Consider the following 12639-nt stretch of genomic DNA (forward strand, 5'->3'; position numbering starts at 1 on the left):
ACCTTATGGCAATCGATAATTCTCAGCCTTTCGTTCCCGTTATCCTCGGCGGAGATATCGGCACCTATACCCTCGCCCGCGAATTCTATGAGGCGTACCAGGTGCGCTCGGTCGTGGTGCCTGCCTCAGGCAATGGCGTCATTGAGCACTCGGTGGCCATCGAACTGCATCCCATTGGGTCCATGGTTGATCAGGGGTGGGTAGTAGAAGAACTCATCGCCCTGGCCAAAGAGCTTAACGCCGAAACGGCTCGACCGCTGATGCTCTTTGGTTCCCTCGATTTCCATATCATGCTGATCGCCGAGCACCGTGCGGTGTTGAGCGAGTATTTTGTCATCCCTTACCCGGAATTGGGAACTATCGAAGGCGCCGCGCTGAAGGAAAACTTCTACGCGCTCGCCGACCGGCTGGGAATTGCCCACCCGCGGACCGCCGTCTACCGTGCCGGAGATGACCTGCAGGAGTTGGCGCAGTCGCTGACCTTCCCGCTGATCGGCAAGCCCTCGAGCTCGGGGGACTGGATTGCCGCCAAGTTCGAAGGCAAGCAGAAAATCCACACCCTGCAGAGCATCGACGAACTTGAGGACCTGCTGACTCGTATCGACGCGAGCGGCTACACCTCGGGATACATTCTGCAGGAATATATCCCCGGTTCGGATGATGCGATGCGTCTGTGCACTTATTTCGCTACTCAGGACAAGAAGGTCATCTTCGCCGGATACGGCGAGGTGGTGGTCGAAGAGCACGCGCCGCTGGTGCTGGGCAATTCCGCAGCCATCGTCACCGGGCAGCATGACCAGATGTCCCAAGATGGCGCCCGCCTGCTCGAAGAGCTCGGCTGGCAGGGGATCGCGATGATCGATGCCAAATACGACCACCGCGATGGATCCATCAAATTCTTTGAAATTAATCCTCGTCTGGGACGCAATCATTATTATCTGACGGCGGCCGGAGTCAATCCTGCGCGTTTTTACGTCACCGAATTCTTGGGCGCCGAGTTTGACCGCTCTGACCCGCATACCAATGCGGTCATTGATACGGGAATCGGAATCCTGCAGCTAAGCCGCCAGCAACTTTTTACCGTGCTCCCGCACCATTTGCTGCGGCGCTTCTTGGATAGCGAAACCGGGCAGAAGGCCGCCGCATTGCTGAAGGCGGGGAAGGTTTCCAACCCGCTGAAATTCAAAGCAGAGAAGCATCCTCGCCGGAAGTTCTATCTGCTGCTCAATGCGGTCAACCACTACCGCAAGTACAAGAAATTCCCGCCGCGTAGCTTGTAAGTATCTACGTTCGGCAGTTGTCAGCCTAGGCCTTGAGCCTAGGCTGAGCTCTTTAACGCCTTCTCGCGCTTGCGCGCGTACGCACGAGCAGCGCGGACTCGGTCCCCGCAGCGGGTCGAGCACCACTGCCGGCGTCCATGGGTCCTCAGCAAGAACCGCTGGCAGGGCTCGGCTTCGCATTGCGCCAGCAACGCTGACTCTTCCGAAGCTAAAAGCGCCGCGGCATCTTCGGCGATCACCGACATCGCATATTCCACCAGACGGGTCACCGGGTGCTCGGTCGATCGGTGGAACCCGGTGTCGGGGGAGTAGCGCAGCAGTGGAATATGCGGGGCCGCGGTGAGTGCCTTGTTCAGCCGATCCAGGATCTGCGGGTCGAATGACTGCCCCGCCGCGCAACTGGAGAAGGCTTCGCGCAAGTCTGCGCGCAATCCGCTGAGCCTGTTCTGGCAATAGGACTGCAAAGTGGCATCTTCGTCGACCAGCTCGCGTTCCTTGAGCCATGAGGTGGTTTCCTCTGGGGAGTCCAGCTCGTCGACAATCCTCCCGCCGGGTAGGTGGATCACGCTGTTGACCAGATCGATGCTCAGGTGCTTTTGTGTGCCGGGGGCTGGGGGTAGCAATGCTTCGGACATACTTCTCATGGTATCAGTAGATATTTATCGTGAGGGCGTGTTACCTTAGTATCACGCTATAAGTCGATTTTATCCGTGATAAAGAGGTTGTATTTTGTACCCCGCACCAAAGTTTGGATCCGCACCCTTTGCGCTCAATGCCCATACCGGTGGCAGCGTTGGAGTGGGACGCACCGCCCAAGAAGGCTTTAGCTCGCTGATCAAGCTCGCACGAAGAGCCGACGAACTGGGATACCACCGCTTCTGGATGTCCGAGCACCACGCGATGCCAGGTCTGGCGGTGTCCTCACCGCCGCTGGTGCTCTCGCGCCTGACCGCAGAAACCGAGCGAATCCGGCTGGGCGCCGGCGGCGTGATGCTCCCGAACCACGCACCGCTAGTCATCGCTGAGCAATTCGGAACGCTGGACGCGCTGGCCCCGGGCCGCATCGATCTCGGGCTCGGCAGGGCACCGGGCACCGATCATGCAACGGCCGCCGCGCTGCGCCGGGGCGAAGGAGCGAATGACAACTTCGCCCAGCAGGTTGCCGAGCTGATGGGATTCATGAATGACGACTTCCCCGAGGGGCATCACTACAGCACCGTCCATGCGGTCCCGGGTCCGTGGCAGGCCAAGGAAAACCGGGTTCAGCACCCGCAGCTCACTCCCGAGCTTTGGATGCTCGGCTCCTCGCCGTACTCCGCTCAACTGGCTGCAAGGCTTGGCCGCCCCTACGCCTTCGCCCTGCAATTCGGGGATGCCGACATCGATACCGCCATGCGCATCTACCGGGACAATTTCGAACCCTCCGAAGTGCTCGATGCGCCCTACTCCATGGTCAGCGTCACCGCGGTGGTCGACGAAGACCCGAACGAGGCCAAGCGCCAAGCTTCCAGCATGGCCATGGCAATGCTGCGCATGTTCAAGCGCGAATCCTTCACGCTGCTTTCCCCCGAAGAGGTCGCGGCCTTCGACGGAACACTCAACGAACGGTCCATCATCGAGATGTACACCGAACGCGCATTCACCGGCACCGCGGCCACCGTAGCAGGTCGCCTCGAAAGGCTCCAGGAGCAAACCGGAGTTGACGAGATCATGCTGGTCATTGGGACCTACTCGGCAGAGGCGGAGATCAACACCCTGGAACTGCTGGCCAAGCACTACGGCGCATAGGCCGCCTGCATCCGACTCAATCGCTTTACCCGACAGAATAACCAGGAGAAAATATGAACACCCCACGCCGTGCCCTGATTGTCATCGACGTCCAGCAGGAATACTTCGAAGGCCTGCTGCAGATCCAGTACCCGCCACGCGAACAGTCCCTGGCCCGCACCGCCCAGGCGATCGACGCCGCGCAGAGCGCCGGAATTCCGGTATATATCGTGCAGCACCAGCTCCCGGCCGAAGCACCCGTATTCGCAGATGGTTCGGCAACCTTCGAATTGAACCCGGAAATCGCACGGCGTGCAGACAAGGCCGCGAAGGTCTTCACCAAGGCCTACGCCAGCGTTTTTGCGGGCACCGAGCTGGAAAGCTGGCTGCGCGAAAATGAGATCGACACGATCGCGGTGACCGGATACATGACGAACAACTGCGTGCTCGGCTCCGTGGCCGCCGCAGAACCCCTGGGCTTCAAGGTTGAGGTGCTCTCGGACGCAACCGGCGCCATCAACATCAGCAACGAAGCGGGTTCCGCCAGCGCGCAACAGGTCCACGAAACCTTGATGGCGCTGCTGCACTCCAACTGGGCTGCGGTGGCAACCACCGAGGCATGGATCGGCGCGCTCGACGCGGGCGCAACGCTGGAGGCGAGCAACCTGGTCGTCTCGGCGATGGAAGGCCAGAAGCAGCACCGGCAGTAGCTTGGCAAACAGGCGGCGTGAACTTGACAGTTCACGCCGCCTGTTGCGTAAGAGGTCATCAAGGGCCAGCTACCCGATGTTCGCTGGCTAGGATGAAGCCATGGACTCCAAACACCCGGTACTGCCCAAGGGCTTCGGCGCGCTGCTGATCATCGCCCTGGTATTTGCGGCATTGAACCTGCGCCCGGCGGTCACCTCACTTGGTTCGCTGCTGGACCCGGTCATTGACGGTCTGGCCATGAATGGCTTCGTCGCCGGGCTCATCACCGGAGTTCCGCCCCTTTGCTTCGCGGTGCTCGGGCCGCTGGCACCCAAGCTGGCCGGAAAACGTGGCCCAGAAGTAGTCGTGATCGCCGCAATGCTGGCAATTCTTCTTGGTCTGGCTTTGCGTTCTGTGGCGCCCAATACCTGGGTGTTCTTCATCTTTACCGCGGTGGCGCTGGCCGGCATCGCGGTCGGAAATATCCTGATGCCGGTGCTCGTCAAGCGCTGGTTTCCCACAAAAATCGGCATAGTCACCGGTGCCTACACCACCGCGGTGGCCCTCGGCGCCTCGGTGGTCGCAACCGTCGCGGTGCCTGTCAACGATGCAGTGGGCGGCGCCTGGCGAAGAGGACTGGGGATTTGGGCGATCCTTGCGATGATTGCGGTATTCATCTGGGTCGTAGTCTTTTTCGGGTTGCGCAATCAGATCGCGCAGCGCCAGCTGCCTTCCTCGAACCTATCCGTCGCCGCCTCGGAGATCGGGCCGATGAGCCGCAACGCCACCGCGTGGTGGGTGGCACTCTTTTTTGGTGCGCAATCCACCGTCGCCTATATCCTCATGGGGTGGGCGCCGAAGATTTTCACCGACTTCGGCGTGGATCCAGCGTATTCCGGGGCACTGCTCGGGGTAATCCTCGGCGTCGGGGTGCCGCTGTCCTTCGTCATGCCGGCGCTCGCAGCAAGGTTCTCGCATCAGGGGCCGCTGGTGATTATCAATGGCATCGCCGGGATACTTGCGGTGATCGGCATATTCATCGCGCCGGTGCAGGGAGCCTTTATTTGGGCGGCGCTTTTAGGCATCTGCGGTTCGAGCTTCCCGCTGGCGCTGACCATGATCGGGCTCAAGGCGCATACCGCCGCTGGGGTGAGCAAGCTTTCCACCTTCGGGCAATCGGTGGGCTACCTGATCGCAATTCCCGGGCCCTTCCTCGTCGGGGCCCTGCACGAGGTGACCAATTCCTGGACCACGCCGCTCTTGCTGATCGCTGCGGTGATCATTTTCCAGACGTTCACCGGCATCATGGCGGGCCGGCCTCGATTCGTCGAGGACAACGGAACCCCAATTCGCATCGATGCCTAGCCCGCCAAGAGCTTTCCGGATCGGTTGACCTGCCATCGGCGACTTGGATCCCGAGGTTTGGGCGGGAGAGACATAGACTGAGGCAGTGGAAGAAAACGGCAGCCTGCGCATCAGTAAGAGTCTCTGGGCAGCGGCCATATTTCTGGCCGTCATGCTCCTCTGCCTCGTTGGCGATCCCGCAGGGTGGGGACAATCTCCTGACCCTGCAGGCTTAGTCGCCGCCGGTATTTTTGCCGTCGGGTTCGCCGTCCTTTCCGTACTGCAAGACGGTTTTCCGCGTGTGATCATGTTCATCGCAGCTCTGGGGATCTGTGCCTGGCTCACGCTTGAACTGCCGCATATCGCACTAGTGATCCCCATGCTTTATTTTCTCGCGGGGACAGCTCGCGCCGGGCACCGCACCTTCGCGTTGCTCAGCGCGACGGGCATCCTGATCTTCGGCATGACGCTACAGCTGATCCAGCGGCAGGCGCCCGCAGAAATCTTCGGCTATGAGCTGCTGGCCTTCGCCGCGCTGGCGCTGCTGGCCGTTGCCTTCGGAGAACTGCGGGAAAACCGCAAGATCCTGGGTGAGCACATGGAACAGCTCGAGAACGTCGCCCGCCGGGCGTCGAACGCGGAAACAGAACAGCAGCAGTTGATCAAACGCGCACGGGTGACCTATCAGCTTCATGACGAGATTGCCCACAATCTCGCGGTGGCTTCGTTGCATACTAATGCGGCCCTCGACTCCGAGCTGACCGATACCAGCACGGCATTGCGCCTGATCCATGTGCGCCAGGCGGTGACCGGGGCGTTAACGGCCCTGCGCCGTACCTTCGATGCCTTGGGGCATCAAGAACTTCCCGAGGAATTATCCGCCACCCTCGAGGATGTCGAACGCATTGCCACATCCCTGCGCGACGCCGGAATCGAGGTGAGCATCCATAGCTCCGGGCTTGGGCACACCGCGAATTTCCCGCAGCTAGCCATGCGGATTATCCGCGAGGCCGCCACAAACGCGGTTAAGCATGCGGATCCGAGCGAAATAGTTATTTGGATCCGCGAAAATGATGATGAGAACCAGACTCCGCATTGGACCGTGTCGGTGCGCAATAACGGTGTTCCTAGGCCCAATCCGCAAGCCCGTCCCGGGCAGGGCCTGACCCGATTGCGTACGGCAACCGAAGAGGACGGCGGAACCATAGAGTGGGGACGGCTGGGTTCGAACTACCTGCTCTCGGCAACCGTGCGCAAAGAAAATGAGCAGAAACCCTAGCCTCCAGGCCCGCCAATGGAAGCCAGTAGTTCGCCGGAATGCCGCCACCTGCCTTTGGGCAGCTGCACCTGGATCTTCCCTAGTGAAGCCCGAGCCAAAGTAGCTATAGCCGGGTTCGAAAACCGGGCGTAGAGTGAAGGCACCAAACGATGCGGCACTTGCGACAGCGCGGGGCTCGCACAAACTATGGGAGGTCGAGATGGGCGATTTTCGGGCATACACCATGGAGGAACGGGCCACATATTTGGCACCGTCTTGCGCGCGCTGCGGGCAGCACCGGCATGTGGTGTGGGAGAAGGTCAAGGACACCGAAACATATCTTCCACGCGATGCCGGGTGCTCAAATGAGGCCTGCACCGCCTAGCGGATGACCATTCGGTGCCTCTCCGCAGCGCCATTTCGTGCCGCCGCGGGGCTGTGGGCACCCCATTGCCTTGCCGGGCCGGCAAGTTTTCCCGGCCCGGGGCATCTTGCACGATCATTTATAGGCCACCGGGGCTGGGGCCTGCGGGCGGCTCGGTCCGCTAGCCCGCCAGCGCCGCTCGGCACGGGCGCCCCACCAGGTGGCAAAGAGCAGCACCGCGGCACCAGTGTATCCGAGTGCGCCGATGCGCTCGCCTGCAAGAAGCACCCCGACCAGCAGCGCCCATCCGGGTTCGGTGCCAAGCAGCATGCCCGCCCGTGATGCCGAGGTGTGCTTTGTCGCCCACAGCTGCCCGAGGAACGCGAAGATGGTGCAGCCGAGGCAGAGATAGCCAATGGTGAGCCAATTTGCGGCACTGAAGTCGGGTAGATGCTCCAGCAGCGAACTTCCGCCCCACGCGGCAAAGATGGCCGCGCCAAATACGATCTCCATCGTGGTCAAGCCCAGCACGTCGGCGTTCTTGCCGACGGTGAACCGCGCCTCGGCCACACCGAGCAGGGCGCGGGTTGCCGCCGCGGCGAGCATCAGTCCGTCGCCGAGGTTGAACTCGGAAAAACTCTGCCCGCCCACGAGCAGCATGATCCCGATCAGGGCAAGCAGAATGCTTGCGACCAGCGAGGGGGAGAGCCGTCTTTTGGTGAGTGCGGATTCGAGGATCGGGGTGAGCAGGATGGACAGGGCGATGATGAGCCCTGCGTTTGTGGCGCTGGTGAGCGTGACCCCGATGGTTTCCAGTGCGATGGTCGCCGCGCGAAGCGTGCCCAGCATCATGCCAGGAAGGGCCGAATCCCGGAGTCGGAATTGGGGGCGGGCCAGATGCACGCACAACAGGATCGCGGCCGAGGGGAGGAACCGGGCGCACATCACCGCGGCGGCCGAGGAGGCCGCCGCCAGGTCTTGGGTTGCCAGATAGCTCCCGCCCCACATGATTGCGACGATCAGGAGCACCAGGTCGGGAAGGGCGCGGCGAAGGCGGGGAAAAGCGGAGGTCATGCTTTTACGGTAGAGCGGCATTCTATGCAGAACAACGGGCAGTATCTTCACCATCGCGTAAGCTGAGCTTCATGGAAGTGCATCATCTTCGAACTCTTCGGGAGCTCAGGGACCGGGGCTCGGTCACCGCCGTGGCGCAGGCGCTGCATCTGTCTGCCTCCGCCGTGTCCCAACAGCTCGCTTCGCTGCAGCGAAGCGTTCAACTGCCGCTGACCGAGCAGCGCGGACGCGTGCTGGTGCTCACTCCCGCGGGGGAGCGGCTGGCGGATGCCGGCGGCGAGGTGCTCGAATCCCTGGCTCGCGCGGAGAACTCGGTGGCGGACTATCTCCTGGCGCGCCGCGAACCGGTTTCGGTCACCGCCTTCCACAGCGCCGGCCTGGCCTGGTTTCCGCCGCTGATCGCCAGCAGCCTGGCCGACCCCGAGGGGCCGGCGGTGCGCTGCCGTGACGAGGATGTATCGATCAACGGTTTCATCGATTTGGTCGGCGACCACGATGTGGTGATCGCCCACCGCCCGCTGGCCTCGGATCCCTGGCCGGGCCAGCGGGTGCATGTCACCCCGGTGCTGCAGGAGCCGATTGACTTGGCGATCCACCGGGAGCATCCGCTGGCGAAGCAGCAGACGGTGAGCCTGGCGGATCTGGTGGGGGAGACCTGGGTCGCGGCCCATGAGGGCTTCGCGCTGGAGCCGCTCCTCGTCCAGGCGATGTTTGCCAGCGCGGGTACGCCGATCCAGATCACGCACCGGGTGAATGAGTTCAATCTGGTGGCGGCCATCATCGCCGAGACTCGCATGGTGGGACTGCTGCCGCGGTACACCGGATTGATTCCATACTTCCGGGAGCACGTGGTGCTGCGCCCGATCCGGTCACTGGCCCTGGGTCGGCACATCGATGTGCTGACCAGGCCGGAGGCGCAATCCCGGGTGAGCACGCGCAGCGTGATCGAGCGCATTGTCAAAATTGCCGAGGAGACCCGCCGCCAGGCCGAGAGCCGCTAGCGAGCTACCCCGGCCCCGGGCGGAGCCGGGAAAACACGCTCGACGCACCGCGGAATCTTGACGCGCAGTTTAGCGCTGGGTGCCGCGTCGCATAGAGTTAAAGCTGCGGTTAACGAAGGGACGCACCATGGCCAAGAAACGCTCAATTTGGGCCCGTATTTTCGGGATCGGCAAAGCCAACGCCAATGCGGCACTCGACGCGCTCGAAGATCCGCAGAAGATGCTGGACCAGCAGGTCCGCGACTACACCAACAACATTGCCCAAGCAGAATCGGCGGTGGCTCAGACCATCGGCAATCTGCGCATGGCCGAGGACGACCAGGCCAAGGCGATGGAAGAGGTCAAGTCCTGGGGCAAGAAGGCGCTTGCGGCCTCGAATAAGGCCGAAGAGTTCTCCACCGCCGGGGACTCCGCCAATGCGCAGAAGTTCAATCAGCTAGCCACCGTCGCGATTCAGCGCCAGATGGCGGCGGAGAAGAAGGTCAAGGACCTCGCTCCGCGCATCGCCTCCCAGCGTGAGGTGGTGGCCAAGCTCAAGGACGGACTGAACACCATGGGCGCCAAGCGCGTGGAACTTGTCGCCAAGCGTGATGAGCTCGTCGCCCGTGCCCGCAATGCGAAGACCCAGGGCCAGATGATGGAGACCCTGAAGGCCTTGGACTTGAATGATCCGACCTCGGAGATCAGCCGCTTCGAAGATAAGATCCGCCAGGACGAGGCGAAGGTCCGCGGTGCTTCGGAACTTGCGGCCTCCTCGCTCGACTCGCAGTTCGCCGCGCTGGAAGATTTGGGTGAAGAAACCGAGATCGAGGCCCGACTTGCGGCGATGAAGGGCGAGCAGAACGTGCTCGATGAATCCCCAGCGCCGCAAGCCGTTGAATCCCAGGCTCCGCAGATGTCTGAAATCGAGGCTCGGCTGGAAGCCATGAAGAAGAACCAAGCATAGTCTTAAAATGAAAGCTGGCCTCGGGCCGACGCGGATATCCGCGTCGGCCCGAGGCCAGCTTCGTCTTACCGGAAGATAGCGCCTATTTCGTTGGCGTTGTCGCTTCCGCCCCGGGGCGCAGGACCACGTTCCCGGCCGAGACCTCAACCTGAACCTGGTGCTCCGAGGCGGAGTTGACGCTCAGGCCGTTCTCCACGCCGCCGGCCGAAACATCCTGGAGCACGTTGTATTCGGTATCCGGCAGGGTCAGCTGCAGCATCCCCGCGCTGACTTCTGCCTGGACGCTGCGCGGCGCGCTGCCGGTGAAGGTGCTGTCGATGCGGCCGGCCGAAACATCGAAGTTCGCGCTCTGCACGTCAGCCATGTCGATATCGGTTTTCCCGGCGCCCAGTTCCACGCTCAAGCCCTTGGCCGAGCCGGTAGCATCCAGGGTGCCGCCGCTCATCTCCATGACCAGGTCGTTGAAGTTGCCATTGACCGAAAATTCTCCGGCGGACATCTTCAGGTCCGCATCGAGCGTGCCTTCGTTGAGCGAACTAGGCAGCGTCAGCGTGACCTCGTTTTCATCCCAGTCGCAACCGGTGAAGCACCAGTCGCCCCAGTCGTTGGGCGAACTGACCAGCAAGGTGCCGGCGTCGCGGCGGAGTTTCCATTCGCCGCTGCGTGCGCTGCGCACCTCCAGCGTTGCCTCGGGAACGTTGGCGAAGAGCACGGTGAACCTTCCGGCATCCGCGTCTACCTCCAGTGCGGTGACGCCCGCGGCGCCGACGCTCTGCGAGCTGCTGGAGTTGGCGAGGCTGTGTGAAGCACGCCAAGCCGAGGTGGCGATCACCCCGAGGATGACCAGTGCGCCGATGAGGCCCAGCACCAGGGTCAAGGTTTTCTTCGAACCGGCGGGTTGCGGATTCTGCGGTGCAACCGGCGCGTTGAGGGTTGGGGAGTTCATGGGTTTGTCCTGTCGCTGCGAGTGGTGCCCAGAGTTTGGATATGAGCCAGGGCGGCGAGCACACGCCGGTTTCCCGTCCCGTCTGCCTCGAGTCCAAGCTTCTGGAAGATCGAGGTAATGTACTTTTCAACGCTTGCCTCCGAAAGGAACAGCAAGGCGGCAATGGCCTGATTCGATTTGCCTTCGGCCAGCGCCGTCAGCACGCTGCGTTCCCTATCGGTCAACCGCTGCATCCGGTCATCGTGATTGCGTCTGGTCAACAGCTGTGCCACCACCTCTTGGTCGAGTACCGTGCCGCCGTCCGCGATCTGCTCCAGGGAAGCAATGAATTCGGTGACATCCGCAACGCGGTCCTTGAGCAGGTAGCCCAGGCTTCCGGACTGCATGGAGATCAGCTCCGAGGCGTAGCGTTCCTCCACATACTGGGAGAGCACCAGCAAGGGCAGCTGCGGGTAGTTCTTGCGTACTTCAAGCGCGGCGCGGATTCCCTCGTCGGTGTAGGTCGGAGGCAGCCGCACATCCAGGATGCAGATCTGCGGGAATGCCGAGGCCTCGGCTTGGGCCAGGAAATCCATAAGTCCGCCGGTGTCGGGCAGGTCCGCGACCACCTGATGCCCGGAGTGGTCCAGTAGCCTGACCAGGCCTTCGCGCAGGAGCACCGAGTCTTCGCAGATCAGGACGCGCATGGCACGTTCACCTCCACCGCGGTCGGGCCGCCTTGCGGGCTGTCCAGGCGCAGTGTGCCCCCGGCAGCCAGGACGCGGTTGTTGATCCCATCCAGTCCGCCGCCGGGCAGGATCTGTGCCCCGCCCACCCCGTTGTCCTCGATGCGCGCGAAGAGCCAGCGCCTGCCGGCCTCCTCGCGTTCGCGCACCGTCACGCGGCAGGTCGCCGCCCGGGAATGCTTGGTCGAGTTGGTCAGCGCCTCGGCAATCGCGAAGTACACCGCCGATTCGCTGTCCCGCGGGTAGCGTCCGGAAAGCTGCACATCGAGTTGCACCGGAATATGGCTGCGTCCGGCCACCGCGGACAGGGCCGCATCCAATCCGCGGTCATCGAGCACCGAGGCGTAGATCCCGCGGGTGAGCTGGCGCAGCTCGGTGATCGCCGACTTGGTCGAGGCATGCGCCTCGGCGATCAGCTCCTTGGCCTGCGCCGGGTCCTTGTCGATCTGCTGATGGGCCAGGCCCAGGGTCATGCCCACCGAAACCAGCCGGGGCTGGACCCCGTCGTGCAGGTCGCGCTCGATGCGGGTGCGTTCTACCTCTGCGGCACGCACCGCGCCTTCGCGCTGGACCGAGCTGGTCCGCACCCGTTCGGTCATGGCCGATTCACGGGCAATCGCGCCGATGATGGCGCAGGTGACCGCTCGGTGCAAGAAGGCCAGGCCGACTATCACCGCCGCACCCAGGAGGGTGAAGAGGAACAGCCAGGGGGCCTGGGAAGCCGGAACCAAGAGTCCGAAGGGACCGGATACGGTGTCGGCATCGCTCAGCGGAGCGAAGCCGACGATGGCGGTATGCACCGTCCACTGCAACGCGCCGATCATCAGCGAGCCGAAGATGCAGGAGAGCACGAAGCTGCCGAAGGAGGCCCACATGCGTCCGCTGGCGAGGTTGCGCCCCAGCGAGCGGAGATATTCGCCGAAACCTTCACGGCGTCGTGGACGCCAGGATAAGGTGGCGACGTTCAGGTCATAGAGCCCGGAGACGCGCTGTATTTCGAGCCAGGAGAGCCCGAAGAGCGCGTAGAGCAAGCCGATGAGCACGATGATGCCGAATCCCAGCAGGAATATCAGCGCAGCACCCGCTGCGAGCCAGCCGAGCAAGAGCCAGGAGATGGCGGTGCCGACGCTGCCCAGAACTGCCAGGTGAAGAATCGTCAGTCCGATTCTCAACGGTGGCCGGACGGTGTTCTCGTCCGGGAGAAGCTTTGGTGATGAAGTCATAGCTCAACAGTATGCTGACGT

Annotated in this window: 13 protein-coding genes; 8 read left to right on the plus strand and 5 right to left on the minus strand. The window is 62.6% G+C overall.

The window, feature by feature from the left end; genetic code table 11:
* The first annotated feature begins 5 nt into the window (after positions 1-5).
* Positions 6-1280, plus strand: coding sequence for a carbamoyl-phosphate synthase (locus CIK76_RS10575; RefSeq protein WP_096286195.1), 1275 nt, complete (start codon positions 6-8; stop codon positions 1278-1280).
* A gap of 38 nt (positions 1281-1318) precedes the next feature.
* Here the strand turns inward: CIK76_RS10575 and CIK76_RS10580 are convergent, their stop codons facing one another.
* On the minus strand, positions 1319-1915 hold the full coding sequence (locus CIK76_RS10580; RefSeq protein ID WP_096286197.1) for a CGNR zinc finger domain-containing protein: 597 nt from the start codon (positions 1913-1915) through the stop codon (positions 1319-1321).
* A 94-nt stretch (positions 1916-2009) separates the two neighbouring features.
* Here CIK76_RS10580 and CIK76_RS10585 point away from each other — a divergent pair, with 94 nt between their 5' ends.
* The 5 genes from CIK76_RS10585 (at position 2010) to CIK76_RS19405 (ending at position 6724) form a co-directional block, all read left to right on the plus strand.
* Positions 2010-3068 (plus strand): LLM class flavin-dependent oxidoreductase, encoded by a 1059-nt coding sequence (locus CIK76_RS10585; RefSeq protein ID WP_096286199.1) that lies wholly within the window; start codon positions 2010-2012, stop codon positions 3066-3068.
* A gap of 53 nt (positions 3069-3121) precedes the next feature.
* Positions 3122-3757: a cysteine hydrolase family protein gene (locus CIK76_RS10590; RefSeq protein ID WP_096286201.1), complete on the plus strand. Its 636-nt coding sequence runs from the start codon at positions 3122-3124 to the stop codon at positions 3755-3757.
* A 100-nt stretch (positions 3758-3857) separates the two neighbouring features.
* The gene (locus CIK76_RS10595) at positions 3858-5102 is read left to right on the plus strand and encodes an MFS transporter (protein ID WP_096286203.1); all 1245 of its coding nucleotides are present in this window, start codon (positions 3858-3860) and stop codon (positions 5100-5102) included.
* 85 nt (positions 5103-5187) lie between these two features.
* Positions 5188-6360, plus strand: a complete 1173-nt coding sequence (locus CIK76_RS10600) for a histidine kinase (protein ID WP_096286205.1) — start codon at positions 5188-5190, stop codon at positions 6358-6360.
* A gap of 199 nt (positions 6361-6559) precedes the next feature.
* Complete coding sequence (locus tag CIK76_RS19405; RefSeq protein WP_176484169.1) at positions 6560-6724, plus strand: hypothetical protein; 165 nt, start codon at positions 6560-6562, stop codon at positions 6722-6724.
* A 114-nt stretch (positions 6725-6838) separates the two neighbouring features.
* Here CIK76_RS19405 and CIK76_RS10610 read toward each other — a convergent pair whose 3' ends face one another.
* Positions 6839-7777: a DMT family transporter gene (locus CIK76_RS10610; protein WP_176484170.1), complete on the minus strand. Its 939-nt coding sequence runs from the start codon at positions 7775-7777 to the stop codon at positions 6839-6841.
* A gap of 71 nt (positions 7778-7848) precedes the next feature.
* Here CIK76_RS10610 and CIK76_RS10615 point away from each other — a divergent pair, with 71 nt between their 5' ends.
* Entirely contained in the window at positions 7849-8778 is a 930-nt protein-coding gene (locus CIK76_RS10615) for a LysR family transcriptional regulator (protein ID WP_096286211.1), read from the plus strand.
* Positions 8779-8905: 127 nt separating this feature from the next.
* On the plus strand, positions 8906-9724 hold the full coding sequence (locus tag CIK76_RS10620) for a PspA/IM30 family protein (RefSeq protein ID WP_096286213.1): 819 nt from the start codon (positions 8906-8908) through the stop codon (positions 9722-9724).
* 82 nt (positions 9725-9806) lie between these two features.
* Here CIK76_RS10620 and CIK76_RS10625 read toward each other — a convergent pair whose 3' ends face one another.
* The 3 genes from CIK76_RS10625 to CIK76_RS10635 are packed head-to-tail and all read right to left on the minus strand — an operon-like array spanning position 9807 to position 12618.
* Positions 9807-10670, minus strand: a complete 864-nt coding sequence (locus tag CIK76_RS10625) for a hypothetical protein (RefSeq protein WP_096286215.1) — start codon at positions 10668-10670, stop codon at positions 9807-9809.
* Positions 10667-11356 carry a response regulator transcription factor gene (locus CIK76_RS10630; RefSeq protein WP_096286217.1) on the minus strand — a complete coding sequence of 230 codons (690 nt, stop codon included), beginning with the start codon at positions 11354-11356 and terminating at the stop codon, positions 10667-10669. The genes CIK76_RS10625 and CIK76_RS10630 overlap by 4 nt, the downstream gene beginning before the upstream one ends.
* A complete protein-coding gene (locus CIK76_RS10635; RefSeq protein ID WP_096286219.1) occupies positions 11344-12618 on the minus strand; it encodes a histidine kinase in 1275 nt (424 codons plus the stop codon). The genes CIK76_RS10630 and CIK76_RS10635 overlap by 13 nt, the downstream gene beginning before the upstream one ends.
* Between the last annotated feature and the right edge of the window lie 21 nt (positions 12619-12639).

Origin of the sequence: Glutamicibacter sp. BW80 (assembly GCF_002332385.1) — a bacterium.
Taxonomy (GTDB): domain Bacteria; phylum Actinomycetota; class Actinomycetes; order Actinomycetales; family Micrococcaceae; genus Glutamicibacter.

What these genes read in the sequence shown, in the direction of transcription:
- CIK76_RS10635 (WP_096286219.1), bottom strand. Translation starts at nt 12,618, where the DNA reads ATGACTTCATCACCAAAGCTTCTCCCGGACGAGAACACCGTCCGGCCA.
- CIK76_RS10595 (WP_096286203.1), top strand. Translation starts at nt 3,858, where the DNA reads ATGGACTCCAAACACCCGGTACTGCCCAAGGGCTTCGGCGCGCTGCTG.
- CIK76_RS10590 (WP_096286201.1), top strand. Translation starts at nt 3,122, where the DNA reads ATGAACACCCCACGCCGTGCCCTGATTGTCATCGACGTCCAGCAGGAA.
- CIK76_RS10625 (WP_096286215.1), bottom strand. Translation starts at nt 10,670, where the DNA reads ATGAACTCCCCAACCCTCAACGCGCCGGTTGCACCGCAGAATCCGCAA.
- CIK76_RS10620 (WP_096286213.1), top strand. Translation starts at nt 8,906, where the DNA reads ATGGCCAAGAAACGCTCAATTTGGGCCCGTATTTTCGGGATCGGCAAA.
- CIK76_RS10615 (WP_096286211.1), top strand. Translation starts at nt 7,849, where the DNA reads ATGGAAGTGCATCATCTTCGAACTCTTCGGGAGCTCAGGGACCGGGGC.
- CIK76_RS10575 (WP_096286195.1), top strand. Translation starts at nt 6, where the DNA reads ATGGCAATCGATAATTCTCAGCCTTTCGTTCCCGTTATCCTCGGCGGA.
- CIK76_RS10580 (WP_096286197.1), bottom strand. Translation starts at nt 1,915, where the DNA reads ATGTCCGAAGCATTGCTACCCCCAGCCCCCGGCACACAAAAGCACCTG.
- CIK76_RS19405 (WP_176484169.1), top strand. Translation starts at nt 6,560, where the DNA reads ATGGGCGATTTTCGGGCATACACCATGGAGGAACGGGCCACATATTTG.
- CIK76_RS10630 (WP_096286217.1), bottom strand. Translation starts at nt 11,356, where the DNA reads ATGCGCGTCCTGATCTGCGAAGACTCGGTGCTCCTGCGCGAAGGCCTG.
- CIK76_RS10610 (WP_176484170.1), bottom strand. Translation starts at nt 7,777, where the DNA reads ATGACCTCCGCTTTTCCCCGCCTTCGCCGCGCCCTTCCCGACCTGGTG.